The 26,237-nt window shown below is 42.5% G+C and carries 24 protein-coding genes and 1 riboswitch; of the genes, 15 read left to right on the forward strand and 9 right to left on the reverse strand.

Annotation, left to right across the window (positions count from 1 at the left end; translation table 11 throughout):
* Nucleotides 1-68 precede the first annotated feature (68 nt).
* Complete coding sequence (locus G6R08_RS12455) at nucleotides 69-1,109, reverse strand: ribonucleotide-diphosphate reductase subunit beta (RefSeq protein WP_163528314.1); 1,041 nt, start codon at nucleotides 1,107-1,109, stop codon at nucleotides 69-71.
* Nucleotides 1,110-1,124: 15 nt separating this feature from the next.
* The gene (locus G6R08_RS12460) at nucleotides 1,125-3,356 is read right to left on the reverse strand and encodes a ribonucleoside-diphosphate reductase subunit alpha (RefSeq protein ID WP_163528316.1); all 2,232 of its coding nucleotides are present in this window, start codon (nucleotides 3,354-3,356) and stop codon (nucleotides 1,125-1,127) included.
* 221 nt (nucleotides 3,357-3,577) lie between these two features.
* Nucleotides 3,578-3,754: riboswitch (cobalamin riboswitch) on the reverse strand.
* Nucleotides 3,755-3,930: 176 nt separating this feature from the next.
* Between G6R08_RS12460 and G6R08_RS12465 the strand changes: the two genes are divergently transcribed.
* The 4 genes from G6R08_RS12465 to G6R08_RS12480 all read left to right on the forward strand — a co-directional run bounded on the left by G6R08_RS12465 (nucleotide 3,931) and on the right by G6R08_RS12480 (nucleotide 8,539).
* Nucleotides 3,931-4,611 (forward strand): class I SAM-dependent methyltransferase, encoded by a 681-nt coding sequence (locus tag G6R08_RS12465; protein ID WP_163528318.1) that lies wholly within the window; start codon nucleotides 3,931-3,933, stop codon nucleotides 4,609-4,611.
* A 243-nt stretch (nucleotides 4,612-4,854) separates the two neighbouring features.
* A complete protein-coding gene (locus G6R08_RS12470) occupies nucleotides 4,855-5,475 on the forward strand; it encodes a TetR/AcrR family transcriptional regulator (RefSeq protein WP_338035431.1) in 621 nt (206 codons plus the stop codon).
* Between the two features lie 59 nt (nucleotides 5,476-5,534).
* Complete coding sequence (locus G6R08_RS12475) at nucleotides 5,535-6,989, forward strand: DHA2 family efflux MFS transporter permease subunit (RefSeq protein WP_163528321.1); 1,455 nt, start codon at nucleotides 5,535-5,537, stop codon at nucleotides 6,987-6,989.
* Between the two features lie 137 nt (nucleotides 6,990-7,126).
* Nucleotides 7,127-8,539, forward strand: coding sequence for a glycoside hydrolase family 18 protein (locus G6R08_RS12480; RefSeq protein WP_163528324.1), 1,413 nt, complete (start codon nucleotides 7,127-7,129; stop codon nucleotides 8,537-8,539).
* A gap of 64 nt (nucleotides 8,540-8,603) precedes the next feature.
* On the opposite strand, the gene G6R08_RS12485 is transcribed toward G6R08_RS12480, so the two are convergent.
* Nucleotides 8,604-9,587 carry a TIGR00341 family protein gene (locus G6R08_RS12485; RefSeq protein ID WP_163528325.1) on the reverse strand — a complete coding sequence of 328 codons (984 nt, stop codon included), beginning with the start codon at nucleotides 9,585-9,587 and terminating at the stop codon, nucleotides 8,604-8,606.
* A gap of 211 nt (nucleotides 9,588-9,798) precedes the next feature.
* Between G6R08_RS12485 and G6R08_RS12490 the strand changes: the two genes are divergently transcribed.
* Nucleotides 9,799-10,722 (forward strand): NAD(P)/FAD-dependent oxidoreductase, encoded by a 924-nt coding sequence (locus tag G6R08_RS12490; protein WP_163528327.1) that lies wholly within the window; start codon nucleotides 9,799-9,801, stop codon nucleotides 10,720-10,722.
* Between the two features lie 38 nt (nucleotides 10,723-10,760).
* On the opposite strand, the gene G6R08_RS12495 is transcribed toward G6R08_RS12490, so the two are convergent.
* On the reverse strand, nucleotides 10,761-11,060 hold the full coding sequence (locus tag G6R08_RS12495; RefSeq protein ID WP_163528342.1) for a hypothetical protein: 300 nt from the start codon (nucleotides 11,058-11,060) through the stop codon (nucleotides 10,761-10,763).
* A gap of 242 nt (nucleotides 11,061-11,302) precedes the next feature.
* Between G6R08_RS12495 and nagE the strand changes: the two genes are divergently transcribed.
* The 6 genes from nagE (at nucleotide 11,303) to G6R08_RS12525 (ending at nucleotide 17,384) form a co-directional block, all read left to right on the forward strand.
* Nucleotides 11,303-13,231, forward strand: a complete 1,929-nt coding sequence (gene nagE / locus G6R08_RS12500; RefSeq protein ID WP_163528344.1) for an N-acetylglucosamine-specific PTS transporter subunit IIBC — start codon at nucleotides 11,303-11,305, stop codon at nucleotides 13,229-13,231.
* Nucleotides 13,232-13,411: 180 nt separating this feature from the next.
* Entirely contained in the window at nucleotides 13,412-14,596 is a 1,185-nt protein-coding gene (gene nagA / locus G6R08_RS12505) for an N-acetylglucosamine-6-phosphate deacetylase (protein WP_163528346.1), read from the forward strand.
* Nucleotides 14,593-15,324: a glucosamine-6-phosphate deaminase gene (gene nagB / locus G6R08_RS12510; protein WP_163528347.1), complete on the forward strand. Its 732-nt coding sequence runs from the start codon at nucleotides 14,593-14,595 to the stop codon at nucleotides 15,322-15,324. The genes nagA and nagB overlap by 4 nt, the downstream gene beginning before the upstream one ends.
* 16 nt (nucleotides 15,325-15,340) lie before the next feature.
* Entirely contained in the window at nucleotides 15,341-16,066 is a 726-nt protein-coding gene (gene phnF / locus G6R08_RS12515) for a phosphonate metabolism transcriptional regulator PhnF (RefSeq protein WP_163528348.1), read from the forward strand.
* Between the two features lie 13 nt (nucleotides 16,067-16,079).
* Nucleotides 16,080-16,802 (forward strand): sugar isomerase domain-containing protein, encoded by a 723-nt coding sequence (locus G6R08_RS12520; RefSeq protein WP_163528350.1) that lies wholly within the window; start codon nucleotides 16,080-16,082, stop codon nucleotides 16,800-16,802.
* Between the two features lie 54 nt (nucleotides 16,803-16,856).
* Nucleotides 16,857-17,384 (forward strand): hypothetical protein, encoded by a 528-nt coding sequence (locus G6R08_RS12525; protein WP_163528352.1) that lies wholly within the window; start codon nucleotides 16,857-16,859, stop codon nucleotides 17,382-17,384.
* 66 nt (nucleotides 17,385-17,450) lie between these two features.
* Here G6R08_RS12525 and G6R08_RS12530 read toward each other — a convergent pair whose 3' ends face one another.
* Nucleotides 17,451-18,311 (reverse strand): alpha/beta fold hydrolase, encoded by an 861-nt coding sequence (locus tag G6R08_RS12530; RefSeq protein ID WP_163528354.1) that lies wholly within the window; start codon nucleotides 18,309-18,311, stop codon nucleotides 17,451-17,453.
* Between the two features lie 130 nt (nucleotides 18,312-18,441).
* Nucleotides 18,442-19,167 (reverse strand): Bax inhibitor-1/YccA family protein, encoded by a 726-nt coding sequence (locus G6R08_RS12535; RefSeq protein WP_163528356.1) that lies wholly within the window; start codon nucleotides 19,165-19,167, stop codon nucleotides 18,442-18,444.
* 158 nt (nucleotides 19,168-19,325) lie between these two features.
* Between G6R08_RS12535 and G6R08_RS12540 the strand changes: the two genes are divergently transcribed.
* Nucleotides 19,326-19,751 (forward strand): pyridoxamine 5'-phosphate oxidase family protein, encoded by a 426-nt coding sequence (locus G6R08_RS12540; protein ID WP_163528358.1) that lies wholly within the window; start codon nucleotides 19,326-19,328, stop codon nucleotides 19,749-19,751.
* Nucleotides 19,752-20,027: 276 nt separating this feature from the next.
* On the opposite strand, the gene G6R08_RS12545 is transcribed toward G6R08_RS12540, so the two are convergent.
* Nucleotides 20,028-20,339 carry an ArsR/SmtB family transcription factor gene (locus G6R08_RS12545; protein ID WP_163528360.1) on the reverse strand — a complete coding sequence of 104 codons (312 nt, stop codon included), beginning with the start codon at nucleotides 20,337-20,339 and terminating at the stop codon, nucleotides 20,028-20,030.
* Nucleotides 20,332-21,240: a cation diffusion facilitator family transporter gene (locus tag G6R08_RS12550; RefSeq protein WP_163528362.1), complete on the reverse strand. Its 909-nt coding sequence runs from the start codon at nucleotides 21,238-21,240 to the stop codon at nucleotides 20,332-20,334. The genes G6R08_RS12545 and G6R08_RS12550 overlap by 8 nt, the downstream gene beginning before the upstream one ends.
* A gap of 257 nt (nucleotides 21,241-21,497) precedes the next feature.
* On the opposite strand from G6R08_RS12550, the gene G6R08_RS12555 reads away from it, so the two are divergent.
* Together G6R08_RS12555 and G6R08_RS12560 are read left to right on the forward strand one after the other, a co-directional pair.
* A complete protein-coding gene (locus tag G6R08_RS12555; RefSeq protein WP_163528364.1) occupies nucleotides 21,498-21,941 on the forward strand; it encodes a GNAT family N-acetyltransferase in 444 nt (147 codons plus the stop codon).
* Between the two features lie 75 nt (nucleotides 21,942-22,016).
* Nucleotides 22,017-23,471 carry an aldehyde dehydrogenase family protein gene (locus tag G6R08_RS12560; protein ID WP_163528366.1) on the forward strand — a complete coding sequence of 485 codons (1,455 nt, stop codon included), beginning with the start codon at nucleotides 22,017-22,019 and terminating at the stop codon, nucleotides 23,469-23,471.
* A gap of 23 nt (nucleotides 23,472-23,494) precedes the next feature.
* Here the strand turns inward: G6R08_RS12560 and G6R08_RS12565 are convergent, their stop codons facing one another.
* On the reverse strand, nucleotides 23,495-24,682 hold the full coding sequence (locus tag G6R08_RS12565; protein WP_163528368.1) for a pyridoxal phosphate-dependent aminotransferase: 1,188 nt from the start codon (nucleotides 24,680-24,682) through the stop codon (nucleotides 23,495-23,497).
* A gap of 142 nt (nucleotides 24,683-24,824) precedes the next feature.
* Here G6R08_RS12565 and G6R08_RS12570 point away from each other — a divergent pair, with 142 nt between their 5' ends.
* Nucleotides 24,825-26,156: an FAD-dependent oxidoreductase gene (locus G6R08_RS12570; protein ID WP_163528370.1), complete on the forward strand. Its 1,332-nt coding sequence runs from the start codon at nucleotides 24,825-24,827 to the stop codon at nucleotides 26,154-26,156.
* The last annotated feature ends 81 nt before the right edge of the window (nucleotides 26,157-26,237 follow it).

Consider the following 26,237-nt stretch of genomic DNA (forward strand, 5'->3'; position numbering starts at 1 on the left):
AGAATTCCAAAAATGCCCACCTCAGGTCATCCAGAAAATGGATGACCTGAGGTGGGTACATATTCCAATTATAATTCGTCGAAGCCGTTGTCTTCGGATACTTTGGTGTATTGTCTTGATTTTTGTTCGAAGAAGTCTGACTTTCCTTCGTCTACTTCCTGATAGGCTCTAATCCATTTCAAAGGGTTCTGATTATACGCAGGGAAGGGTTGCTCAGCGCCCATCTGGCTGCACCGATTGTTTGCCATAAACCGAATGTAATCTTCAAGGTCGCCAATCGGAATGCCAGGAAATTGCTCACCAATAATATGATGAGCCCACTTTATCTCAAGATCAGCCGCTACTGTAAATGTCTCCGTCACAAACCGCTCATATTCCGCCCGATCAAGTTCCGGGTTTTCAGCCAGCGTTTCTTTGAAAATTCTTGTGAATAAATTGACGTGGAGCTGCTCATCGCGATTAATATAATTGATCATCGTGCTTGTCGAGACCATTTTCTGATTACGTGCCAGGTTGTAAAAGAAAGCAAATCCTGCGTAAAAGAACAATCCTTCCAGCACTACATCATACACGAGCGATTTTAAGAAGTTTTCTAAGCTAGCCTTCTCAGCAAAGGCTTCATAGCCATCTGTAATAAACTGATTTCGTTCCATTAACACTTCGTCATGTTTCCAATACTCGAAAATTCGTTCCTGTTCACTCTGATCCACAAGAGTGGAAAGTACGTAAGAGTAGGACTGGTTATGAACCACTTCCTGAAACGCGAGCACTTGCATGAGCGCCGATAAACTGGAGTCTGTCAGATAGTCCGTGATCTTACCGGCATAATCGGTTTGAATGGAGTCAAGGAATGCCAGCAACCCGATGATTTTTTTAAAAGAGGCTTGTTCTTGCTCCGATAACTGCGGCCACTGCTTCAAATCGTTGCTCATATTAATTTCATTTGGGATCCAGAAATTTGAAAGCATCCGTTTATACATCGGGTAGGCCCACGAATAGCGGGTATCATCCCAGTTTAGTACGTTCGAGCTCCGTCCGTTGACAATTCCTGTTGAAGCATTTGGCGCCTCATAATCGACAAGTTTCCGTTTGTGTATAGTCGTATTCAATTCTATCAACCTCCTTTATGATGAGCAGCTTTCACATTCTTCATATTCCCCCTGGCTGGAGGTAGAGCGGGTATAGTAAGTCGTCTTCAGGCCCTGCTTCCAGGCATCTACATGTAAGGCGAGCAATTCCTTTGCTTTAATCGTATTGTGAACATACATATTAAACGAGATCGATTGATCGACATATCGTTGACGAACCGCATTCTGCTTAATACTCGTATGCTGATCAATATCATAGGCCGACTTATAGTACCAATAGGTTTCCGCATCCAAATCCGGCGCCGTTACAGGAATTTTATAATCTTTTTTTTCCTCGGAATAAAACTTTTTAAAAATCGGATCGATGCTGGCAGTGCTTCCCGCAATAATCGATGTACTGGAGTTTGGTGCAACGGCCATTAAGTAGCCGTTACGCATGCCATTCTCTGCAACATCCTGCTGTAACTGCTCCCAGTTCCAACTCGCATCTTGGTCAAACGACCGTTTAATAAAAAAATCACCTGTCTCCCAGTCCGATCCTTGAAAATAAGGATAGCTTCCTTTTTCACGAGCAAGCTCACTGCTGGCCTGAATGGTGTAGAAGGCAATAGCCTCATACACTTCTTTCGTATAATCGACAGCCTCCTCTGATTCCCAAGCGATCTTTTTACGGGCAAGCAGGTGAGCCCAGCCAAATGTTCCAAGACCAATGCCGCGATAAGACTGGTTTGTCAGTTGAGCCTGCTTCACAGGAATCGTATTCTGATCGATCACATTATCGAGCATCCGTACCTGAATTGGTATCAGTCGTGGAAGAACTCCAGCTGGAACAGCACGGCCTAAGTTCACACTGGATAAGTTACAAACTACAAAATCGCCTGGGTTTTGGACAGTGATAATTTTCCCGTCCTCTATATACTGCTCCGCCTGGACAGTAGGGCTTTGATTTTGCAAAATTTCAGTACATAAATTGCTGCAGTACACCATTCCTTTATGGCTATTCGGGTTCATCCGATTGACCTCATCACGGTAAAACATGTACGGCGTGCCTGTTTCAAGCTGGCCAATCATCATTCGTTTCATAACCTCAATCGCAGGTATTGATTCTTTTGATAAACCAGGGTGCTCAACGCAAGCCCAATATCGATCACGAAATGATCCGCTGCCACGATTTTCATCGTAATAATCCTCCAGTGAAAACCCCATCACGGAACGAACTTCATGTGGATCAAACAAGTACCAATCCTCACGTTTTTCAACAGCTTCCATAAACACATCAGGAATGGAAACTCCCGTAAACAAATCATGCGTTCGCTGCCGTTCATCTCCATTGTTCAAGCGACTGTCGAGAAAGGGGGAAATATCCTTATGCCACACATCAAGGTACACCGCCACAGCTCCTTGCCGCTGACCGAGCTGATCTACACTGACAGCTGTATTATTAAGCTGCTTCATCCAGGGGAGCACTCCTGAGGAAACGCCTTTAAAACCTCGAATATCACTGCCGCGACTGCGTATTTTACCTAAATAAACACCGATACCTCCACCGTGTTTACTCAAATTTGCCACATCCGTGTTAGTGTCGTAGATCGACTGTAAACTATCATCGACCGTATCGATGAAACAAGAGCTCAGCTGGCCATAACGCTTGCCAGCATTCGCCAGTGTTGGTGTAGCTACGGTCATATAGAGGTTACTCAATGCCCAATATGATTCCTTCACCCGCTCTATACGCTTTGAATGATTCTCTTCTGCCATCAACGTCATGGCGATAATCATGAATCGCTCCTGAGGAAGCTCAAACATTTCACCAGCCTTTGACTTTGCCAAATAGCGGTCCCCGAGGGTCTTTAACCCAATATAAGTAAACAAATGATCGCGCTCAGGAACAATGGCCGCCTCAAGTGTATTGATTTCCTCCTTCGAATAATTGCTAAGTAAATCCGCGCTATAAATACCTTCGTCTTTCAACAACTCCATTAAATGGTGTAATCCCGCATACGGCTTACTCTGAGTACGATTGCGTGCCGAATCTTCATACATCATCTCTAACTGAATTCGTGCAGCCAAATACGTCCAATACGGCTCCTTCTCATTAATTTCAGCCAAACACTCCAGGACCAGTGCTTTACCCTGCTCCCGACGCTCCATTTGACCAAGCTTCATATTCGGGAGCTTGTCCAACAATCGCTGGATATCCAGTGACGGGAACTTTTTTACCTGCTCTGCTAACCAAGTCTGCCAGTTCAATGTGTGTACCGCTGTCATCTAACCACTCCTTTTAAACAACTTTTGAAAAAGTGATGTGAGTACCCTGATCCAAGGGGGCCCCCATCACATAAAGTCTCTTCGCATAATTAGTCATAAAAAAATCCGCTCATTTAATTGAGCGGATGAAACCATGAAACGAAGACGGATGTCCAAAAGTAGAAAGTGGAGACACCCTTCATTCCATCGCTTCATCTTCTCAATCCCCGAAGAAGTTGAAACTTCCGTGCGTAAGAAGACAGGTCTCCTGACTCACGCTCATTTCTACTCCGGCCCTTCCCATGCATAGCGCACAGTGGATTGTTCCGTTTCGAGAGCGATTACAGTTGCGGGGGCAGTTCCGGATTCGCACCGGATTCCCTATTAAGCCTTGTGGCATCTTCTTTACGCAAATACTATATATAGTGTTTGGTGAATTATTATTTAGCTTATATTGTGTTTTTATCATAACGAAGATCGTAGAACTCTGCAACAGTTTTTCAAGGATTAGGAATAAATCCCTGCTGGAAAGGAATCGAAAAAAAGATGTAGAATTAATAGTATAGAGGCAGGAAGGCAAAAGGAGGCAAACACGATGACTTCATTTAATTGGCATCAAGAAGCTGAGAAACAGTGGAATGATCGAGTAGAGTTTTGGAACGCAAACAGCAAGAATATGTGGGATAAGGGAAGCAGGAAAACGATTATTCCTTTTTTACAAGAGCATGTGGATGCAGGAAGTAAGGTAGCCGATCTAGGGTGTGGAGACGGTTATGGATCCTATAAACTTGAGCAAGAAGGTTATAATGTTACAGGACTGGATATCTCACAAGATATGATCACACGTGCGAAGGCACGTCTTGAACATGAGAGACTGCAGTTCGTACAAGGAGACCTCACTCATCTTCCTTTTGAAAAGGAAAGCTTTGACGCGATTATGGCTGTGAATAGTCTGGAATGGACAGAAATTCCCTACAAGGGTCTTGAGGAAATGAAACGGGTTCTAAAGAAGGGCGGTCAACTCTGCATCGGCATTTTAGGGCCAACCGCGAAGCCAAGAATGAATAGTTATCGGCGGGTTTACGGGGAAGAAGTGATATGTAACACGATGATGCCATGGGAACTCAGGCAAATGGCTGAAGAAACAGGATGGAATCTTATTGATGGCCATGGGGTCTACAAACGGGAAGTAGAGGGAGAGGACGTGTCCCATTTCCCAGTCGAACTTAAGCAGGCGCTCACGTTCATGTGGGTCTTTTTATTTGAGAAAAAGTAAATTAATGTGCTTTATTTAGCTAGAACAATTACGCAGCTCTATTAACCTTTTATTGATAAAAGATTAATAGAGCTGCGTTTCTTCATATGTTTCCTTTTAGAGAGCTATATGGTCACAGAAGATAGAATTGAAGACTTTTTTCAAATAGTCGGGTGTATTCATTGACATGTGACACAGTGTCATATATAGTAGTTCTTGTTCTTAAGTGACACCGTGTCATTTTTTAATTAGATTGGGGGAGAAATGATGCCCAAACAAACATTTCATAATTTAAACGAAGAAAAAAGGCAAGCCTTGATAGATGCAGCAAAAAAAGAGTTTTCAAGAGTCTCAATTTACGATGCATCTATTTCAAATATCGTGAAGACGGCGAAAATTTCAAGAGGGAGTTTTTATCAGTATTTTGAAGATAAAGAAGATATCTTCTTTTATTTGCTAAACGAAGATGCAAAGAGGAGGCACGAGCATTTTATTAGCTTTCTAAAGAAATATGACGGAGATATATTTGAAACGATGATTGCAATCTTTCAAGTTTCTCTGGAATATTCTCAAGATCAAGGTAAAAATGATTTTATTAGAAATGCCTTTTTAAATATGAATTATAAAATTGAAAATACATTCGCTAAACTTCTGACAAAAGATACATTTAACGAGCGTTATGCGGAGATCTTTAAGCTGATAAATACGGAAAAACTAAATGTTTCGAGTGAAGAGGAGTTATATCACTTTCTCGAAATTACCGTAGCGGTAACCTTTCATAACCTTGTACAAAGTTATGCAAAGGAGCTGCCTGTAGAGGAAGCTATGGAAAACTACACTGCTGAATTAAGTTTACTAAAGAGAGGCCTTATAAAATCATCTTAATTTATAAACAATAATAAAGGTTCGTGTCCTCTTTTAATCATATGGAAAGAAGGAATAACATGGGTAACAATACCAATCAGGCACAGGGGGAGACTATAAACAAGGTACCTCTGATGCTTGTCTTAATTTCAGGGGCGTTTGCTGCTATATTAAATCAGACGCTTCTAGCTACGGCCCTGCCGCACATCATGGCTGATTTACATCTTGAGGCGAACACAGCCCAGTGGTTAACGTCTATATTTATGTTAGTAAATGGTATCATGATTCCAATTACAGCTTTTTTAATTGGCCGTTTCACAACGAGAGCTTTGTTTTTATCTGCAATGGGGATGTTCGCGATTGGCACATTAATTTGTGCGATAGCCCCGACCTTTTCTCTGTTGATGGTAGGAAGAATTATACAGGCAGCCGGTGCCGGGATCATCATGCCGTTGATGCAAACTATACTCTTTCTCATTTTCCCTATTGAAAAGCGTGGAACAGCTATGGGGATGTTTGGCCTGGTGATTGCATTTGCTCCGGCTATAGGCCCGACTTTGTCAGGCTGGCTTGTAGAGCAGTTTCCATGGAGAAGTCTGTTTTACGTCATCTTACCTATCGTTATCGTTGACATCATTCTAGCCTATATTCTTCTTAAAAATGTGACGGAACGCACATTTCCTAAGCTTGATATTTTGTCGATCATTTTATCTTCACTAGGATTTGGCGGGTTATTATATGGGTTTAGTTCTGCCGGCAGCAGCGGGTGGGACAGTCAGCAAGTAGTCATCTCTATGGTAGTAGGTGCTCTTGCGCTGACATGGTTTATTCTTCGACAAATGAAATTGAAACAACCGATACTTGAATTCAGGGTATTTCAGTATAAAATGTTTACGTTAACTACGGCTCTGGGTATGGTTGTGTTTATTGCGATGATCGGGGCTGCAACAGTGTTGCCGTTATTAATGCAAAATATGCTTGGTTTTACAGCCTTTGAGTCAGGACTGGCGCTCTTACCAGGTGCCTTATTGATGGGTATTATGAACCCGGTCACTGGTCGTCTATTTGATAAGTTTGGTGCCAAGTGGCTTGCGATTATTGGTTTATCCATTTTAACAATTACAACCTTTATGTTTACCAATATGAGCGCCGAAACAACATTTGCCTATATAGCTACTGTTAACGCGGTTAGAATGCTCGGTGTAGCAATGGTTATGATGCCTGTAACGACAGCTGGATTAAATCAGCTGCCACAGCATTTAATCCCTCATGGTACAGCCATGAATAATACGATGCGCCAAGTCTCAGGTGCAGTTGGGACGGCTTTGCTTGTCACGGTGATGGTAAATAATACGCTTCCTGAGCAAGGTGTAAATGGTCTGGTACACGGAGTGAATGTTTCCTTTATCGTTGCTGGTATTACAGCTATTGTTGGACTAGTATTGTCGTTCTTTATTAAACGGTCGCGTCCAGATCAAGATGATCCTGACCAGATCAGGTCCCAGGCCAATAATCGGGCTGTTACGGATAGTTAAATAAGTATGCACGTAAACGACCGCTTCTCCTTGAGAAGTGGTCGTTTTTAATGTAATCCCCGTAATCTACCTCATTATAATAGGACGAGCAGCCCACACATATAATGGAGTATTTATTGCAAATGGGGAGAGATAGCATGCAAATTCATGTCGTTGCGTTTGGAGATGCGTTGTGGCGAATAGCGCAGGTTTATAGTTCTAATATTAATCAAATTATACTAGCTAACCAACTTGAGAATCCTAATGTACTTGTGGTAGGGCAGGCTCTGGTTATTCCGGATCCTGAACGTGAATATGTTGTTCAGGCTGGTGATAATTTGTGGTCCATCGCTCAAATGTATGGGGTTACTGTTAATGAACTTGCTAACGTTAATAATATCACGAACCCCTCGATTATTTACGTAGGTGAACTGATTGAACTTCCTTTTTTCCCGCATATCGTTCAGCCCGGAGAATCCTTATGGTCCATCGCACAAAGTTATGGAGTAACGGTTAATCAAATTTCTCAAGCAAATAACCTTCAAAACCCCCCGTTAATTTTTCCGGGAACTACTTTAAAAATTCCTGCATCAAGGGGGCCGGTTACAGAAGTAAATGCATACACTACACGGCTGAATCAGCAAGGGGTACAGGAAGTGCTGGCCCTAGGAGCGAATCTTACTTACCTTTCCCCTTTTATGTACGCTGTCCAGGATGATGGAAGTATCACAGAAATGGGTGATCAGCCTATTTTAGAAGCGGCTCATACAGTTAATGCTGCTCCGCTTCTCGTCTTAACGAATTTCTCAGAAGGGAGCTTTAGTTCGGACTTAGCTGCTGCTATTTTGCGAAATCCTGACTTGCAAGAGACGTTAATCACTAATCTACTGGAGCAAATCAATGCAAAAGGATATGCAGGTATCAACATTGATTTTGAATATGTCTATCCAGAAGACAGAGAAAACTATAACAATTTTCTACGACGGGTTGTCGAACGTTTCCACCCTGGAGGATTGCTTGTTTCCACAGCTCTTGCCCCAAAGGATAGTGCAGACCAACAGGGGCTGCTTTACGAAGCGCACGATTATCAGGCACACGGAGAAATCGTCGACTTTGTTGTCCTCATGACCTATGAATGGGGATGGGCAGGTGGAAGACCGTGGGCGATTGCTCCGATAAACGAAGTCCGTGAAGTTCTCGATTTTGCTGTGACGGTTATCCCTCGCGAAAAAATCCTGATGGGTATGCCGCTCTATGGCCGTGATTGGGAGATCCCATGGGTAGAGGGGACTACGGCGCGAACAATCAGTCCTAAAGAAGCTGTACAGTTGGCTGCTAGATATGGAGTAGAAATTCAGTATAATAAATTGTACCAATCTCCATTTTTTCGCTATGTAGATGAAACGGGACAGCAACATGAGGTTTGGTTTGAAGATGCCCGAAGCGTACAGGCTAAGTATGACACAATCAAGAACTATGGCCTCAGAGGGTCTAGTTTCTGGGTGCTAGGAAACCCATTTCCTCAAAACTGGGCTGTATTGCAAAATAACTTTCAAATAAAGAAACTATAGCAACTAAATGTTGCCTTATGTTAGGGGACGCGGTTCAAAGATAACCGCGTCTTTCTATTTTAGTTTATAAAATTAAAACAGTGATAATTAAGATAAGACCGATAAGGCCAGTGAACAGTAAAGAGTTCTTACGTGAGGTGCTGGCTTCCTGAATCTCCGACCAGTTAGCCGGTTTGATGCCGCTGAGCCAAAATACTACGATTGCTGACAGCAAGATGGCATTGATATTAATAACGAGGAGTAAAAAAGGCATGATTGCTCCGTTCCAATGACCAGCACCTAGCATCATACCAAGTACAACAGCAGGAGGTAGTACAGCCAATGAAACCATGACTCCAACAAGTTGGCCCTGGGACCGCTTCACGAAGGATAAAGATCCTGCAGCTCCAGCTGATACAGCAACAATAAGATCAATCAGGTGAACATTCGTCTGAGAGATAAATTCATTGCTGTTTACCGGCAAAGGGAACAGGTATCCAAATGAAGCAGCGATTACGATAGGGATGCATAGACCGAATAGTGCTGTCGCCATTGATTGTCGGACAAGTTTCCCTTCACCAAGCACGGATGCGAATGAGATCCCTATTATGGGTCTGATCGACGGATCGATAATATTGGCCCCTATGACTAAGGCAGGTCTGTTCTGGAATACACCGACTGCAGCTACGAGGGCAGCAAATACGGTAAACCAGGAAAAACTAAAGTCAATTTTGCTTGAGGAATCGACGATAGAGTATAACTCGTGTTTACTGGCTCTTTCAAATTGCTTCTGATCATCGTCAGGAGTATTTTTTTCGTTGTATTTACTAGGGATATACGCTTTTATCGAATAGAGCATGGCATCAAATTCGTTATGCTCATCATAAGCTGCTTTTTCTAAATAGTTCAGAATTTCCTCGGAGTCTTCCTTTTCCACGAGAATTTGAATATGGAGTTTTTGTTCTTCTTGTTGAGATATCCAGTGAGAGACGAATGAAAATTTTTCTAACAATTCATCTTTGTAGTTGAACTGTTCAGGTGCATATATTTCAATTAATTGCAGCTCCATGTCATAATCCCTCAGTATCTCAGTTTGTAAATATATTGTTACCAGATCTGGGCGTTATCATTCTCTTAAGGCGGGGGTCCATGGTATGAATGGGTAATCCTGATGTAGTATTGCTGAAAAGGAAACGATTTAAGATATCATTTATTCTTACAGGATAGATCCTTCTTTTTTGATCAAAACTAGATCTAGGTGATCAAGGGAGGCTGTCTGTATGGATGAAGCAATTATTGATGTGGTGATAATAGGTGGAGGGCCGGGAGGTTTAAGTGCAGCCCTTGTATTAGGGCGTTCTTGTAGAAATGTCGTCATTGTGGATAAAGGAACTCCTCGTAATAGTGTTACTTTTGAGGCCCATGGACTGCTGACAAGAGACGGAATAAAGCCTCAGGAACTTCGACAGATTGCCCGGCAGCAGTTGACGTCCTATCCCAACGTTACGTGTTTCGATGAGGAAGTGATACAAGTAGAAAAACATTCTAACCAGTATATCGTTACAACTCATCTGGGGAACACTTTTAAAACAAGAAGGGTGATTGTGGCAACAGGAATGATCGATGAATTACCAGCTATACCTGGTTTTCGAGAGGTGTATGGCATGTCCGTTTTCCCATGTCCATATTGTGATGGATGGGAGCGGCGCGGGGAACCCCTTGCCGTGTTTGGAAACGAAGAGAATGTCGTACCTTTTACAAAATTACTCAATAACTGGAGCAACGACCTTATTTTATTTACGAATGGAGCAGCCCAGTTTGACTCTAAATTCAAGCAAGAACTGGCAGCGCATGCGATTGCCACAGTAGAGACACCCATTGCAAAGTTACAATCTGCTGATGGTAAATTAGAGAAGGTGATAACGGAAACAGGAGAAGCTTTTTCTAGAACAGGTGGATTCATTTTAAATACCAGAGAGAAGCAAGCTTTCGATCTTCCCAAACAGTTGGGGATCCAGATGAATGAACGGGGAGGCTATGAATCAGACGATCATGGCCTGACAAGCGTAGAAGGACTGTATGTGATTGGTGATGCCAAGAACTCATTTGTTGGACTGGCTGGTGCTGTAGGAGAGGGATATGAAGCAGGAGTGGTAATTAATCATGAACTGGCCATGGAAGATTGGGTTCAAGAAGAACTCTAACCCGGGCGAGTACCCGGATTAGAGAAAAGACAGGCTGCTTACTCTTCTTTCTCCTCATTGTTTTCCTTCTTACTCAAACGGCTTTTGGCACCTCGATATAATTTTCCAGGGGCCTCTGAAGTTTTTCCAATTACATCATTCGCTTTGTCAGCGGTCCCTTTTAAAATTCTCCCTGAGGAATCGACGGTTTTCCCAATAAGTCCACCTTCACCGGAAATTGACTTAACGATTTTACCAGATGTATCAACAGTGTGGCCGAATAAGTCTTTAGCTTCATTAGAAGTCTTTTTAACGAGGTTATCATCCGTTTTATTTCTGTTATTATATTCCTTGCTCACGGTAACTTCCTCTCCTTTCTTAATTGAATGAGCTACCTTTGATGAATATGAGTAGACTTCTGAAATTATGAAAATTTTTAGAGGTTGTGCCTGTCCCCGTCGAAAAATGACGCTCAATCTGTTGTGTTAAGCAGCTGAATATGGAATTTTTATATATTGGTATAGACAACTATATATTTAAATGATAAAGTGTGTCTATGAAGCGTTTTCATATTTTTTATGCGATAAAGGGGTGGAGAAACATGTTGAACTTTTTACAGAGAATTGGTAAATCATTAATGTTCCCAATTGCTACTTTGCCAGCGGCGGCATTACTTGTGCGTCTTGGTATGGAAGATATGCTGGATGTTCCCTTTGTGACAGCAGCGGGAAATGGGATCCTTACAAACCTGTCGTTAATATTTGCGATTGGTATTGCTATGGGATTTGCGAAGGACGGAAGTGGAGCGGCTGCTCTTGCTGGTGCCGTCGGTGTTTTAGTCCTCGAAGGTGGAATTGGAGCGATTAACGAAGATATTAATATGGGAGTATTTTCAGGAATTGTTTCCGGGGTTATTGCCGGGATGCTTTACAATCGCTTCCATGACGTTAAATTTCCAGAATTTCTATCATTTTTTGGAGGGAAAAGGTTCGTTCCGATCATCACTTCACTAGTAATGGTCGCGCTCTCCTTTGTGTTTGGTTATTTGTGGGTTTACCCGCAAAATGTGCTCGATGCTACAGCGAACTGGATCTTAAATGCCGGAGAACTGGGTGTAGGTGTATATGGCGTTCTGAACCGTTTGTTAATTCCGGTAGGCCTGCACCATGTAATGAATACATTAATTTGGTTTGACTTTGGAACATTTACAACTGAATCAGGGGAAGTTGTCCGAGGAGAAATAAATCGTTTCCTAAACGGTGACCCTGAAGCGGGACATTTCCTGGCGGGCTTTTTCCCAGTTATGATGTTTGGTCTTCCAGCTGCTTGTTTGGCTATGTATGCAGCGGCTAAGAAGCATCGTAAAGCAGCTGTAGGAGGCATGTTATTAAGTATTGCACTAACGTCTTTCCTAACAGGTGTGACAGAACCGATTGAATTCACATTTATGTTCTTGTCCCCGCTGCTTTTTGTTGTGCATGCTCTATTAACCGGTGTTTCCATGGTGGCTGCATTTATGCTGGATGTTCGCCATGGTTTCGGTTTCTCGGCAGGGCTTATAGACTATCTTCTAAATTACAGTATTGCAGAGAATCCACTTATGTTGATTCTGATCGGACTCATACTGGGTGTCGTGTACTTCGTTGTTTTCTACTTCTTGATTGTTAAACTCGACTTGAAAACTCCAGGTAGAGAAGATGAGGATGAAGATCTTGTAGAAGAAACACAGGAAGTTGGACAGCCTAATACACCGGCTAATGATTATGATGCAAAAGCTTATCAGTACCTTGAAGCACTCGGAGGATCTGAGAATATTAAAACACTGGATTATTGCACGACTCGTCTTCGTCTGCAAATGGATGACCGGGACAAAGTGAATGAAGCAGCATTAAAACGTTACGGAGCACGCGGTGTCATGAAAGTTGGAAAGCAGAATCTGCAAGTAATCGTAGGAACAACCGTTGAATTTTTGGCAGAGTCCATGAGAAAGCGAATAGATCAGGGGAACGAGACTCCGCCGGATACTGATCCGAAGGGAGAAGAACAGGGAGGAAGCTCGTCTGGCAGCCGCAAACTATCTGCAGAAAATTTTGTTATGCCTAATGAAGGAACGGTTATGCCGCTTGAAGATGTACCTGATGAAGTATTTGCTTCCCGTATGATGGGACCAGGTTTCGCCATCGATCCCGAGAAAGATACGTTTACTTCACCTGTGAACGGAAAAGTTGTACAAGTATTTCCTACTAAACATGCAATTGGACTTGAAACTGAAGATGGAATGGAAATCCTTATTCACATTGGCTTGGATACCGTTCAGCTAAAAGGCGAAGGTTTTGAAACACTCGTTGAAGCTAATCAGACAGTCAAACAAGGTGACCCGCTGATACGTGTGGATCTCGACTTTGTGAAAAGTAAAGCTCCTTCTGTTGTCACTCCAATTATTTTTACAAATTTAGAAAATGAAACCGTAACGCTTCATAAAACCGGAAGTTTTTCCCAAGGTGAGGCAGGGATTGTTACTGTTCAATAATTGAAGAGGCTGGGACAAATGTGCTTTTATCAAATTAAAATCCGAACTACGCAGAAAGTACGATTGTGCATATAAACCGCTACGAAAATATACTTCCCTACTGCAGCACATCGTTAGCCTTCTCACTTAAGAAGTGTAGTTATGTCCCAGCCTCTCCACTAGTAAGAAAGGAGTGGAATCATGGCTGAAACCATTGAATTTAGAAACATAAAGATTGTAACAGAGACGAAAACAATAAGCTCCGCATGCTTACAGGTGAAAGATGGGAAAATCACTACTATATCTGATCACTTTATAGGCGAGGCAGATACGGTTATTGATGGACAGGATAAACAGTGGACACTTGTTCCTGGCTTCATCGATGTTCACATTCATGGTGCCGATGGACATGATGTAATGGATGCATCTTATGACGCGCTTGAAGGTATGGCCTCTCGTTTGCCTGAGGAAGGGACGACAAGCTTCCTGGCAACAACGATGACGCAATCGAAAGAGAATATTTCCCGTGCTGTGCAAACAGTCGGAACTTATATAAACCAACAAAAAGCAAACAGTCAAGCCGAGGTGCTCGGAATCCACTTAGAAGGTCCATTTATTTCACAGGAAAAAGCAGGCGCCCAGCCCTTGGAGCATATTTGCATGCCTTCTATTGAGCAATTTGATCAATGGCAGGCGGTGAGTAACCATAACATTCGGCTTGTGACGCTGGCTCCTGAGGTACCAAATGGCATGGAGTTCATTAAACATGTTAGTCAGACAGGGGTCGTAGCGTCGATTGGCCATAGTCAGGCTACTTATGATCAAGTTACAGAAGCCGTCCAATCCGGTGCACGCCATATTACACATTTGTATAATCAAATGAGCGGACTGCATCACCGTGAACCGGGTATAGTCGGTGGAGCATTTTTAAATCAAGAGCTTATGGTGGAAATGATTGTGGATCACGTCCATTCCCGTCCAGAGATGGTTCAGCTTGCTTATCAGCATACCCAGGCTGATCGCACTATTTTAATCACCGATGCGATGAGGGCTAAATGTCTTCCAGAGGGGACCTATGATCTTGGCGGCCAGAACGTAAATGTCGTGGGTAATGAAGCTCGCTTAGCTGACGGAACATTAGCAGGGAGCATCTTAACACTGGAACAGGCTGTGTCCAACATGAGCCAAAATACAATGATAACGATAGAGGACCTCGTCCGCATCACGTCCGCAAACGCAGCGACCCAGTTAGGGATTGAAGATCGAAAGGGAAGTATTGCAGAAGGTAAAGATGCCGATTTAGTAATCTTAGATGAAGAATTCGGCGTCGTAATGACGGTATGCCGAGGAGTGCTCGCTCACGATCGCAGGGAGGATACACCATGAATATCATCGTCACAAAGGATTATAAAGAGCTAAGTAAAAAAGCTTGTCAGTATATTGAAGAGCAAGTGAAAAAAAAGCCTGACTCTGTACTTGGTTTAGCAACAGGCAGCACGCCGCTTGGCACATATCAAGAATTGGTGGACGGGTACAGAAGCGGATTTGTCGACTATCAGGGTGTTTATTCACTTAACTTGGATGAATATGTCGGATTGGACAAAAACCATCCTCAAAGCTATCATTTCTTTATGAACAGACATCTATTTCATTCGATTAATATCGACCCGGATCACACGTATATTCCTAATGGGAAAGCAAGCGGCCTTGCTTACGAATGTGAACGGTATGAACAGTTAATCGAGGAAATAGGGCCCCCGGATCTTCAATTGCTTGGTATAGGACAAAATGGACATATAGGCTTTAATGAACCTGAAACTTCTTTTGACAGTGAAACACATATTATTGATTTATCTGATTCAACAAGAGAAGCGAATGCGAGATTTTTCAACTCGATTGAGGAGGTACCTCACCAGGCGGTTACAATGGGGATCAAGTCTATTTTAAAAAGTAAAAAGATCGTGCTGCTTGCCTCAGGAGAAGAAAAGGCTGAGGCTATCAAGCGCTTGCTTAAAGGGGAACAAGATGAATCTTTTCCTGCCTCTGCCTTGAATAAACATGATCATGTCACGTTAATTGTTGATGAACCAGCTTATAAACAAGCAAAGCTTTGAGAGGAGTCCGAATTCTATGATAGATAAGCAGTCACCCCTCCCGATGTATTATCAAATTGAGGAAGATATAAAACAGCGCATCGCTGACGACGATTATCGGGCGGGTGATATGATCCCGTCTGAACGGGAGCTTTCTGAAACTTATGATGTAAGCCGGATGACAGTGAGACAAGCGATTACAAATATGGTGAATGAAGGAGTCCTGTATAGAGAGAAAGGCCGAGGGACGTTTGTTGCTGATAAAAAAATTGAGCAGCCTCTTCAAGGTATGACCAGTTTCACAGAGGATATGAGTTCAAGAGGAATGGAAGCAAGCAGCAGGCTATTGCAATTTGAGAAGATACCTGCCCCGTTTGATGTATCTCGAAAGTTGCAGCTCCATGAAGAGGCGGAAGTTTATAAAATCCAGCGAATTCGCTATGCTGATCAGAAGCCAATGGCGGTTGAAACGACGTTCATTCCTGTTTCTATGTTTCCTGGTCTTGACGAACGAATTGTGCAAGGGTCACTGTATGATTATATTGAAAAATCAAAGCAATTAAAGATTGGCAAAGCAAGTCAAATGATTGAGGCAACCATAGCTGATGAGCAGCAATCATCCTTGTTAGATGTACCGGCAGCATCAGCTATCTTGCATATCGAAAGAAATAGTTCCTTAACGGATGGAACTCCATTTGAAGTTGTGAAGTCATCCTATCGTGCAGATCGCTATAAATTCATTAGTGATATTTACCGAGCTTAAGGAGAGAGTATGAATGAACTATTTGTTAAAGATAGCTGAACAGCTCAGGAGTCTTGAGTTCTCAACTGCCGGTCAGCTGACCACTGTCAGTCAGACGATGGCAGAGCAACTTAAACAGGAAGGGATAATCCACCTGTTTGGATGCGGTCATTCCAGCCTGATTGCCCAAGAACCTTATTACAGGGCAGGAGGTCTTGTACCCGTTCGTCCTATTATGATCGAATCCCTGATGTTACACGAGGGTGCGCTTCAATCCAGTGTGAACGAAAAAACAGTGGATTACGTCAATGATGTCCTTGCCGATGAGGATATTCGCGAAGAAGATGTGTTGATTGTGATCTCGACTTCAGGCCGTAACCCTGCTCCAATTGATGCTGCAATGTTCGGACGGGAACGGGGTGCTTATGTCATCGGTTTGATGTCAAAGGAATACACACATTCACAGCCGTCTCGACACCCTTCTGGGAAAAGACTAGAAGACGTTGTTAATACGGTAGTTGATACACAGGTTCCTGTCGGGGATGCAACTTTAGAAGAAGAAGGAATTGCCCACGCCTTTGCTCCATCTTCTTCTGTCATTGGCACCGCACTTTTACAGGACCTTTTTGCAAAAACGATTGTTAGCCTAAAAGAATTAGGAGAAGATCCTCCAATCTTTCTAAGCGGCAATGTCGATGGTTCCGAACAACATAACCAATCCCTCGTAGAAAAATACAAAGACAGAATACAGTTTTGATTTCCTTTTTTTGTAAGACCTGAGGTGGAATTTATTAACAGGAGGAGGGGGAGTATGTATTCAAAGGAAGTGATGGAGCGGATCCGTTCCGCTCTAAGGGAAGAGGGCTCTTCAACGACAGACAAATACATAGAATCGTTATCGAAAGTCGAAGCGATGGACTTATGCTTACAAGGTTACGGTGTAAACATTCCGCCACATGCAATCAGGGGAGTGATCCTTGAAATTTTTCGAATCAATTTAGAAGGAATTTCTACTCTTGAGAAAAACAGGATATCAGTCTTTTCAAAAGGTTTATGGGTCAGCAGGCAGCCCAAAGATCTGTTTGTTGTGTACACGGGCTCTGATGATATCGACGCTAAAGTGTACGTGAGTGATTACTTTAAAGAAAAAACTGGTCAAACGGTGCTTCCCGCTGAACTAGAGAAGAAGCTCAAGTCAATGGGATACAAAGAACATGATAACGATAGAGGCGCACTTTATTACGTTGAATCCGAGCAAAGAGCTGTATCCAATTCATTCAAAGAACAAACCATTGGAGCAATAGCCGAAACCGTCAGACACAAATATCAAAAACTATAAATTACAAAAAATGGATGACCTGAGGTGGATGTTTCTTCCACCTCAGGTCATCCATAATATTCCATGTCAGTCGTTTTGTATGCTCCAGAGGAATTGTGCGAGCGCTTGGTCGACTTCGGTAAATTCGTGCAGACCCGAGTGTGTGGCGGTTTCGTTGAAAAATATCCGTTCCTGGTAATTTACTGGCGGGATTATGCGACTGAGCCCTAGGGCACTCCGCTTACTGACCAGCCCATCCCATTGCTTGGCAGGTGGAGCTTCCTGGTTAATGACACCCGCAATCGCTAAAACATGAACCTTTGAGTTAATGTTTTCTTTATTTTTGATCATATTTGTTAAAGCATGTGAATCTGCTTTTAAATCAATTGTAGCTGCTCCCGTGTTCACAGCAAAATAACTCTCTTGCTTAATACCTAAAAAAGGACTGCCAACAGTAACTAGTTTATTCACTGAAGGAAAATCCCCTTGTTGATTATTTAACAGGAAATTCGCGGAAGCGAGGCCTCCCATAGAATGACCGACAAGGTTAACTTGTTCAACACCATGATCCACTTTAAGGGTATGCATCACTTTTTTTAACCAATGTGTTTGATCCTTTAAATTAGCACGGTCATTTTCAAACAGGATTTGAATAAACGGATTCAACGAGTGAGGAATATTCCCTCGCACCCGCAGATCTCCTGAGGATGAAACGTGAATAACCATCTGCTTAGATCCCCAATTGTTGTTTTCAAAACGCTGAAGCATTGTATTGAATGTTCCAGGCCCGCCTTTGAACCCATGAACAAATAGGGTTGGAATGGTCGAATTGGTTTTTTCAGAACGGGTAGGTGAGGAGTTCATAAAGAAGATGGAACTGCCTAGTAGAAAGAACAAGATGGGAACTAGGATATATTTTTTTCTTTCTTTATATATATGACTGCGCATGATCTTCCTCCTGGTTGCATTTCTTGCTCTAGTGTAACATATTTACGCCATTTATATTACATTTTCATTACAAATATTACAAATGTAACAAAAGAAAAAGACCAGTCCCGATTGCGGGGACTGACCTTTATTATCTCCTCAATTTTTGTAATAAACGAAGGATTTCTATATAGAGCCACACAAGTGTAATCATCAGTCCAAAGGCCCCATACCATTCCATATGTTTAGGTGCTCCTTTGTCAACGCCTCGTTCAATGAAATCAAAATCAAGTACGAGGTTTAAGGCCGCAACCGCGACAATCACCAAACTAATCCCAATCCCAATCGGTCCACTTGAGTGCAAGTAAGGAACACTTGCCTGAAAAAAGATATTTAAAATGAAATTAACGATATAGACAATAAAGATCGCTAGCGTAGCCGAAATAACCATTAATCTAAAGTTCTTCGTTACTTTAATGATGCCTGTTGCATAGAGAAACAGGAGCGCACCCATAACAGCAAAGGTTAAAGAAGCTGCTTGAATGACAATCCCCGGGTAGTTTGATTCCGCGAACGAAGAAATTCCTCCAATGAAAAAACCTTCGAGTGCTGCGTAAATAGGTGCTGTAACAGGTGCTGCTTTTGGAATGAAGATCGTGATCAGGGCGAAAACCAACCCTCCAATCGCACCGATGATCATCATGAGGCTGACGTTTACTCCCTGTGAAAACTGATACCATGTGTAAAGTGCTGAACCGAGTAAAAAGAGAAATAAAAAGAAGGTTTTGGCTACGGTTCCACCGAGAGACATTGTTGCCCCGGGGTTGCCGGACCTTTGAAAGGTTTTATCTTTTAAAACGGGATTTCCACTTCGCATTTCCGTCACTCCTTTGTTTAAGTATAAAGGCAGGATAAGGGTAGAATAAAGTAAGAACCATTAACAAGTGTCAAATCCGTTTCAGTCATGAATGTTTACTTATTTGCCCATGAAGGAAAACCTATTATACATTTCCCAAATCGGAAAGGAGAATATCAATGAATCAGCAAGCGCTTAAAGAAAAGATTTTTGATATTATGGAAAAGCACCAAGTTGGTACGCTGGCAACAGTTAAAGACGGAAAGCCGTATTCAAGGTTTATGACCTTTTCAAATGATGATGAATTTACTTTCTACACCCCTACGAATAAAAAAACTCATAAAGCAGAGGAAATTGAGGCGAATCCCAATGTTTACATTTTAATTGGGTACGAGGGTGAAGGACTTGGCGATGCCTACCTGGAAGTAGAAGGACAAGCTAAGATCCGTGACGATCAGAATATAAAAGATCAATTGTGGAATGACAGAATGAAACAGTGGTTTTCTGGAAAAGATGACCCTGAATATATCGTATTGGAGATTTATCCAGAGAGCATTCGATTAATGAATGCAGGAGCTCAGACACCTGAAGAATTAGAATTATAATTCTGGACATAAGTAATGCAATGATGTCAAAATACGAAGACTCCCGCTGGAACAGCGCGAGCCAAGGATCCCACGGGAAAGCGTCCTTTGCTTTCCGAGGAAGGTCGTCGTTTAGAGGATGTTTCTACTATAAACGAGACAGAGGAAGTTCGACTTAGTTCGGCACGTCCTGTGGGGCCGACGGAGCGAGGGAAGAAATTTTTTCTCTGCATAAAAACAATCCGAACTGATTCGGATTGTTTTTATGTTTTATTCAGTTTTGTCTCAGCCTCTTATTTAATGATGCAGAGCGTGTTTGATCATTTGCTGAAGCACGTTAATAACATGTTCATCATCGTGAGAATAGTAAATCGTCGTCCCCTCCCTGCGATATTTAACGAGTCGCAAATTTTTAAGAAATCGGAGCTGATGAGAGACTGTTGATTGCCGAAGCCCAAGGGTTTCAGAGATTTCATTAACCGCATATTCCCTTTCAAAAAGGAGATTTAAAATCCGAATTCTGGTTGGATCAGACAAGGCTTTGAACGTTTGACTGACAATAAATAGCGTTTCTTCATCCAAGTCTTTCAAATAAAAAGAATCATCCATGCTGAAACCCTCCTTCATCCTGCTCATGCATAGAACAGTACTCATCTTCATACTCAATTTCAATTGTAATATGGTCAAGGTGAATCGTATTAATGATCGATTTTACTTGTTCCTTGATTGTACATATCTCTTCCTTGGAAGCGGAAGAAGGCACCACAATATGTGTGGAGAAGGCGTGGTGTTCCCCATCCAGTGACCATAAGTGAGTATGGTGGGTAGATTCAACGTGCTGAAGTGCATTGATTCGGTCAACCACACTTTCCAGATTAACATCTTCGGGGACTCCTTCAAGAAATAACCGCATCGTTTTGATTAAATTTAAGACAACGTTATATAAAATGTATAGGGTGATGGCAATGGAAGCAATCGGATCGAGAATCGGTAAATAGGCGAAGGCCATGACGATGCCGACAACTAGTACAGCCACCCATCCGAGAACGTCCTCAAGAAGGTGCAGCGACATGACTTTCTGGTTCATTGATTCCCCACCGCGCAGCCGAAAAGCTGCTGCTCCATTAACAATAATTCCTAATATAGCGAACGCGATCATTCCGCCCGCATGTGGTTGCTCGGGATCCATAAGTCTCGGGATTGCCTCTGTTAAAATAAACACGGATCCTACGATTAACACAATACTGTTAATAAGTGCAGCTAGAAGTGAGAAGCGTTTATAGCCAAAAGAGAAATTATGGTTTTTTCCTTTTTTCGAGTACTTTTGCAGAAACCATGCTAACCCGAGGGATAGCGAATCACCTAAATCGTGTAACGCATCTGAAAGGATCGCCATACTGTTGGTTAAAATTCCTCCGACAATCTCCAGGAGTGTAAACCCCAAGTTTAGAAAGAAAGCTAATTTAATATTTCCAGTCGTATGGTCATGATGATGGTGATGGTGCCCCATGCTGAACCCCCCTTATTTCAATATATGTTTATATGTTCATATATATAATACTACTGAACAGTTAAAAAGGTGTCAACTTGTTGCTGGCTCTTTTTAACTATGCCCATTTTAATTAGTTTCACTAGTACAGGGAGAGTGGTTTGAGGGAAGAGATTTTCCCACAATGAATTTATTCTAAAATGTGGTGTGAGTTATATTCTTTATTCAAATAAAGAGTTTTTGTATAGTGAGAGTATCATGTATGGAGGAGAATGATTATGAAGTGGATTCAAAAAACATTTCACGAGCTCACTACTCAAGAACTGTATAAAATTTTGGAGTTGAGAACAGAAGTATTTGTCGTTGAACAAAATTGTCCGTACAAAGAGGTGGACGGACTTGATGAAGAATGTGTACATATTTGGCTTGAAGAGGGCGGAGAAATGATTGCCTACTGTAGAATTGTTCCATCGCAGGCAAGTGGGGAGTATGATTCAATTGGCCGCGTACTTGTCGTGAAGCAGCAGCGCGGTAAAGGTTATGCAAGAGATCTCATGCATAAAGCAATTGAGACATTAAAGCAGAAAGACAATATTGAGAGGATATCCCTGCATGGGCAGGAGTACTTAAGACATTTTTATGGATCGTTTGGCTTTCAAGAGGTTACAGAAGTTTACTTGGAAGACAACATCCCGCATGTGGATATGGTGATGAAGGTATAGCCTTTGCAATATGTTTGAGGACAAGTATGAGGTGGAAAATATATTTTGTGACTTACAAAATTGGAGGGAACTCACATGAGTCCGCAAACATTTACTAAACAATATATCAATGGGGAGTGGAAGACGGGGGCAAGCGAACAAACCGTTGAGAATATAAATCCCTATACTCATCATACTATTGCAAGTATTCCATCAGCTAATGAGGAAGACTTGGACCAAGCATATAAGTCTGCACAGGCAGCACAGAAAGATTGGAAAAAGGTTACACCAGGGAAAAAACAAGATTACTTTGATTCACTACAAAAAGTTGTGGCGGATCGCAAGGATGAAATTATAGATTGGCTTGTGAAGGAATCGGGGAGTACGCTGACTAAAGCAGAGGCAGAGTTCCAGACAGCTAATGGCATTCTTCGAGAAGCTGCTTCATTTCCAACACGTATGGAAGGACAAATCCTGCCATCGAACATACCGGGGAAAGAAAACCGTATTTATCGTTCTCCTAAAGGAGTCATTGGAGTTATTGGCCCTTGGAACTTCCCGTTTCATTTAGCGATGAGATCGGTGGCGCCGGCCATTGCCACAGGTAATACAGTAGTGGTTAAACCAGCCTCAAGCACTCCTGCTACAGCAGGGCTGCTTCTTGCTGAACTATTTGAAGAGGCAGGATTTCCGGCTGGAGTATTGAATGTTGTCGTAGGCCGTGGCTCTGAAATTGGAGATGCTTTTGTAACGCATCCTATACCTGCACTCATTTCATTTACGGGTTCTACAGAGGTGGGCAGCCATATCGGAGAGCTCGCCGGAAAGCATCTAAAGGATACGGCCCTTGAATTAGGCGGTAATAACGCAATGCTCGTCCTTGATGACGCTGATATTGACAGGGCTGTCGAAGCTGCTTCCTTCGGTAAGTTTTTACACCAAGGACAAATTTGCATCGCACTCAACCGAATCATTGTTCATGAGTCAGTTCATGATGAATTTGTATCAGCTCTTCAGCAAAAAATCCAAAAGCTGCAGGTTGGCGACCCTGCTGAAAAAGAAACGATCGTGGGTCCGCTCATTAATCAAGAAGCCGCTGAGCGTATTCAAAAGAATATGAACGACAGCCTTGAACAGGGAGCTGAAAAACTTGCTGGCGGAGAGGTAACGGGAAACTTGATACAACCGACTTTATTAACAAATGTAACGAATGACATGCCAATTGCGAACAACGAAATCTTCGGTCCGGTAGCTGCTGTTATTCAAGTGGCTAATGAAGAGGAAGCGATTAAACTGGCTAATGACTCACCATATGGCTTAAGTGGTTCGGTGTTCACGACTGATATTCATCGTGGTGTTGAAGTAGCTAAACAAATAGACACGGGTATGATTCATGTGAACGACCAATCTGTCAACGATGAAGGACATGTTGCCTTCGGTGGTGAAAAACAATCTGGACTAGGACGTTTTGGCGGTTCTTGGGCAATTGATAAATTTACAACAGTCAAAACGATTGGGGTCATGAGCGGGTATCGAGAATTTCCATTTTAATAAATAAAGACGGAGTCAGAGTGCTATTGCTCTGACTCCGCTTTTTGGAATTTTTTAAAGCGACGGATTGATTCTTCAAGGTCTTCTTTCGAGTTATTCAGTCCAATTCTAACGTATCCTTCCCCATAGGTTCCAAAGCCAATACCTGGAGCCACAAACAATCCAACTTGATCCAGCAAAGCATCAGCAAAAGATTGTGATGAATAGCCTTCAGGTACCTTCAACCATACGAAAAAGGATCCTTTACATGGCTGGAGGTCCCAGCCTAACTCTTCAAACCCTTCTGCCAGAATATCTCTTCTTTCCTCATACGTTTGCCGTAATTCTCTAACAGAATCCTGAGGCTCAAGTAAAGCTGTAGCTGTAGCTTCCTGAAGGGCACCGAACAGACTCACATGATAGTGATCCTGAATTAGTTCGATCGCTTCGACCACACTAGGGTTTCCAACAGCAAAGGCAACACGCCACCCAGCCATGTTATAAGTTTTAGACATCGTATAGATTTCAATTCCCACTTCTTTTGATCCAGGCATTTGCAGAAAACTCAGCGGTTTTTTATGTTCATCAAATCCGATAGCTCCATACGCGAAATCATGAACCACACAAATATCATGCATATCAGCAAAGTCAATGGTTTCCTGGAAAAATTCCTCTGAAGCGACAGCTCCTGTAGGGTTATTTGGATAGTTGAGGAACATTAATTTAGCTTTTTCCAAAATGTTGTTGTCCAATTGTGCATAGTCTGGTAGAAAGTCATTCTCGCGCAGAAGCGGCATCGACTTCATGACAGCATCGGCTATGGAGACACCAGACCAGTAATCTGGGTAACCAGGATCAGGCACGAGTGCGACATCTCCCGGATTAAGAAGGCACTGACTTAGCTCTACAAGCCCGGCTTTACTGCCGGACATGATTGCAACTTCTGAGGAGGGGTCTACTTCAACGTCATATTCACGTTTATAGAACTCAGCGACCGACTCCTTTAGAAAATCAAATCCCTTAAAGGGCGGGTATTTATGATAAACCGGGTTTTCAGAGGCCTTTTGCAATGATTGAACAACGTGGGGAGGGGTAGGTTGATCGGGATTACCCTGTCCCAAGTTCAGAACATCGTGGCCTTGGTTCTGATATGTATTTAACTTTTTAACGAGTGTTGCAAAAAATTGATCGGGCAGTCTTTTCAGCGTTTCCGATTGGGGGAATGTTTTCATAGTATCGCACCTTTTCATAAAATTTTTGAAAAGTCTAATAAGTTATCATAACGTGTGAACGGTAATTTGTAAAGCAGCTCTGTTTTTGCTGAACTGCAAATTGGGGTATAAATAAGATAGATGATGAGAAGGAGTGGTCGGAATGAAGTTTGTGATTATTGGCGGAGATGCAGCCGGCATGAGTGCGGCGATGCAAATTGTTCGTAATAGTGAAGGAAATGAAATTGTTACGTTGGAACGTGGTGAAATCTATTCGTACGGCCAGTGTGGTCTGCCATATGTATTTGGAGGAGAGGTGGAATCATTTGATGATTTAGTTGCCAGAACGCCGGAGCAGTTTCGCAATAAGTATGGAATTGATGCGAGGCAGCTTCATGAAGTTACCAAAGTGGACTGTGACCACAAAGTCGTTTACGGAATCGATCATAACAGCGGGGAAAAGTTTAAAGAATCCTATGATCGTTTACTTATCGCTACGGGTGCAGATCCCGTCATGCCGCCATGGGAAGGAAAGGATCTGTCTGGTATTTACTCATTAAAAACGATCCCTGATGCAAAGGATATTATGGCCGGGTTAGGAGATAAAGCAGATCAAGTGACGATTATCGGTGGAGGTTATATTGGCCTGGAGATGGCTGAGAATTTGGCTGCCATTGGGAAGAAAATAAATATTATTGATCGTGGCGATCGTTTAGGCAAAATTTTTGACGAAGATATGAGTGAATTCATTCATAAGGAAGCTGAGAAGCAAGGTGTTGAGTTGTTACTTGGTGAATCTGTAGAAGGGTTCAATGGAACGAAAAAGGTAAACAGTGTGATCACCGATAAAGGAGAATATGAAACTGATCTTGTTCTGGCAGCTGTCGGTGTAGCTCCTAACACTTCTTTTTTAAACGGAACAGGCATTTATACGAGTTATCATCAGGCGATTGAAGTAAATGCTTTTATGGAAACGAGCATTATGGATATTTATGCAGCGGGAGATTGTGCTACACAGTTTAACCGTGTTAAGCAGCGGCCGGATTATGTGCCGCTTGGAACCCATGCAAATAAACAAGGTCGAATTGCAGGGTTAAATATGGTAGATCACCCTCGAACTTTTCAGGGGATTGTCGGTACTTCCATTCTGAAGTTCTTCGATTTGACGCTTGGCAGGACAGGAATTTCCTCCCAGGAGGCAAAGGAAGCACATATCCCTTACAAAACAGTGAAAATTGACTCTACACACGCAGCCGGATATTATTCAAAAGAAGATCCGATGACACTGAAACTGATTTACGATGAACAATCAAGACAGTTACTTGGAGGCCAGGTTATCGGAGGTCAGGGTGTTGATAAACGAATCGATGTGCTGGCAACAGCGATTTACCATGGTATGAAGGTTGATGAGCTTGTTGATTTGGATCTCTCTTACTCTCCGCCTTATAACAGTGTGTGGGATCCGATTCAGCAAGCGGCGCGCCGTGCTAAGTGAAACATTTTTCCCTGGTCGGAGCGGATGTGTGAAATGCGGCAGTAGTGCAGACGCCTCTAAAAGCAGTAATATTTTTGATTT

This window comes from Halobacillus ihumii (assembly GCF_902726645.1).
In the GTDB taxonomy this organism is placed as follows: Bacteria; Bacillota; Bacilli; order Bacillales; family Halobacillaceae; genus Halobacillus_A; species Halobacillus_A ihumii.

Coding starts and splice junctions, on each gene's coding strand:
- G6R08_RS12460 (WP_163528316.1), bottom strand. CDS start 3,356: ATGACAGCGGTACACACATTGAACTGGCAGACTTGGTTAGCAGAGCAG.
- G6R08_RS12465 (WP_163528318.1), top strand. CDS start 3,931: ATGACTTCATTTAATTGGCATCAAGAAGCTGAGAAACAGTGGAATGAT.
- G6R08_RS12470 (WP_338035431.1), top strand. CDS start 4,855: ATGATGCCCAAACAAACATTTCATAATTTAAACGAAGAAAAAAGGCAA.
- G6R08_RS12475 (WP_163528321.1), top strand. CDS start 5,535: ATGGGTAACAATACCAATCAGGCACAGGGGGAGACTATAAACAAGGTA.
- G6R08_RS12480 (WP_163528324.1), top strand. CDS start 7,127: ATGCAAATTCATGTCGTTGCGTTTGGAGATGCGTTGTGGCGAATAGCG.
- G6R08_RS12485 (WP_163528325.1), bottom strand. CDS start 9,587: ATGGAGCTGCAATTAATTGAAATATATGCACCTGAACAGTTCAACTAC.
- G6R08_RS12490 (WP_163528327.1), top strand. CDS start 9,799: ATGGATGAAGCAATTATTGATGTGGTGATAATAGGTGGAGGGCCGGGA.
- nagE (WP_163528344.1), top strand. CDS start 11,303: ATGTTGAACTTTTTACAGAGAATTGGTAAATCATTAATGTTCCCAATT.
- nagA (WP_163528346.1), top strand. CDS start 13,412: ATGGCTGAAACCATTGAATTTAGAAACATAAAGATTGTAACAGAGACG.
- nagB (WP_163528347.1), top strand. CDS start 14,593: ATGAATATCATCGTCACAAAGGATTATAAAGAGCTAAGTAAAAAAGCT.
- phnF (WP_163528348.1), top strand. CDS start 15,341: ATGATAGATAAGCAGTCACCCCTCCCGATGTATTATCAAATTGAGGAA.
- G6R08_RS12520 (WP_163528350.1), top strand. CDS start 16,080: ATGAACTATTTGTTAAAGATAGCTGAACAGCTCAGGAGTCTTGAGTTC.
- G6R08_RS12525 (WP_163528352.1), top strand. CDS start 16,857: ATGTATTCAAAGGAAGTGATGGAGCGGATCCGTTCCGCTCTAAGGGAA.
- G6R08_RS12530 (WP_163528354.1), bottom strand. CDS start 18,311: ATGCGCAGTCATATATATAAAGAAAGAAAAAAATATATCCTAGTTCCC.
- G6R08_RS12535 (WP_163528356.1), bottom strand. CDS start 19,167: ATGCGAAGTGGAAATCCCGTTTTAAAAGATAAAACCTTTCAAAGGTCC.
- G6R08_RS12540 (WP_163528358.1), top strand. CDS start 19,326: ATGAATCAGCAAGCGCTTAAAGAAAAGATTTTTGATATTATGGAAAAG.
- G6R08_RS12545 (WP_163528360.1), bottom strand. CDS start 20,339: ATGGATGATTCTTTTTATTTGAAAGACTTGGATGAAGAAACGCTATTT.
- G6R08_RS12550 (WP_163528362.1), bottom strand. CDS start 21,240: ATGGGGCACCATCACCATCATCATGACCATACGACTGGAAATATTAAA.
- G6R08_RS12555 (WP_163528364.1), top strand. CDS start 21,498: ATGAAGTGGATTCAAAAAACATTTCACGAGCTCACTACTCAAGAACTG.
- G6R08_RS12560 (WP_163528366.1), top strand. CDS start 22,017: ATGAGTCCGCAAACATTTACTAAACAATATATCAATGGGGAGTGGAAG.
- G6R08_RS12565 (WP_163528368.1), bottom strand. CDS start 24,682: ATGAAAACATTCCCCCAATCGGAAACGCTGAAAAGACTGCCCGATCAA.
- G6R08_RS12570 (WP_163528370.1), top strand. CDS start 24,825: ATGAAGTTTGTGATTATTGGCGGAGATGCAGCCGGCATGAGTGCGGCG.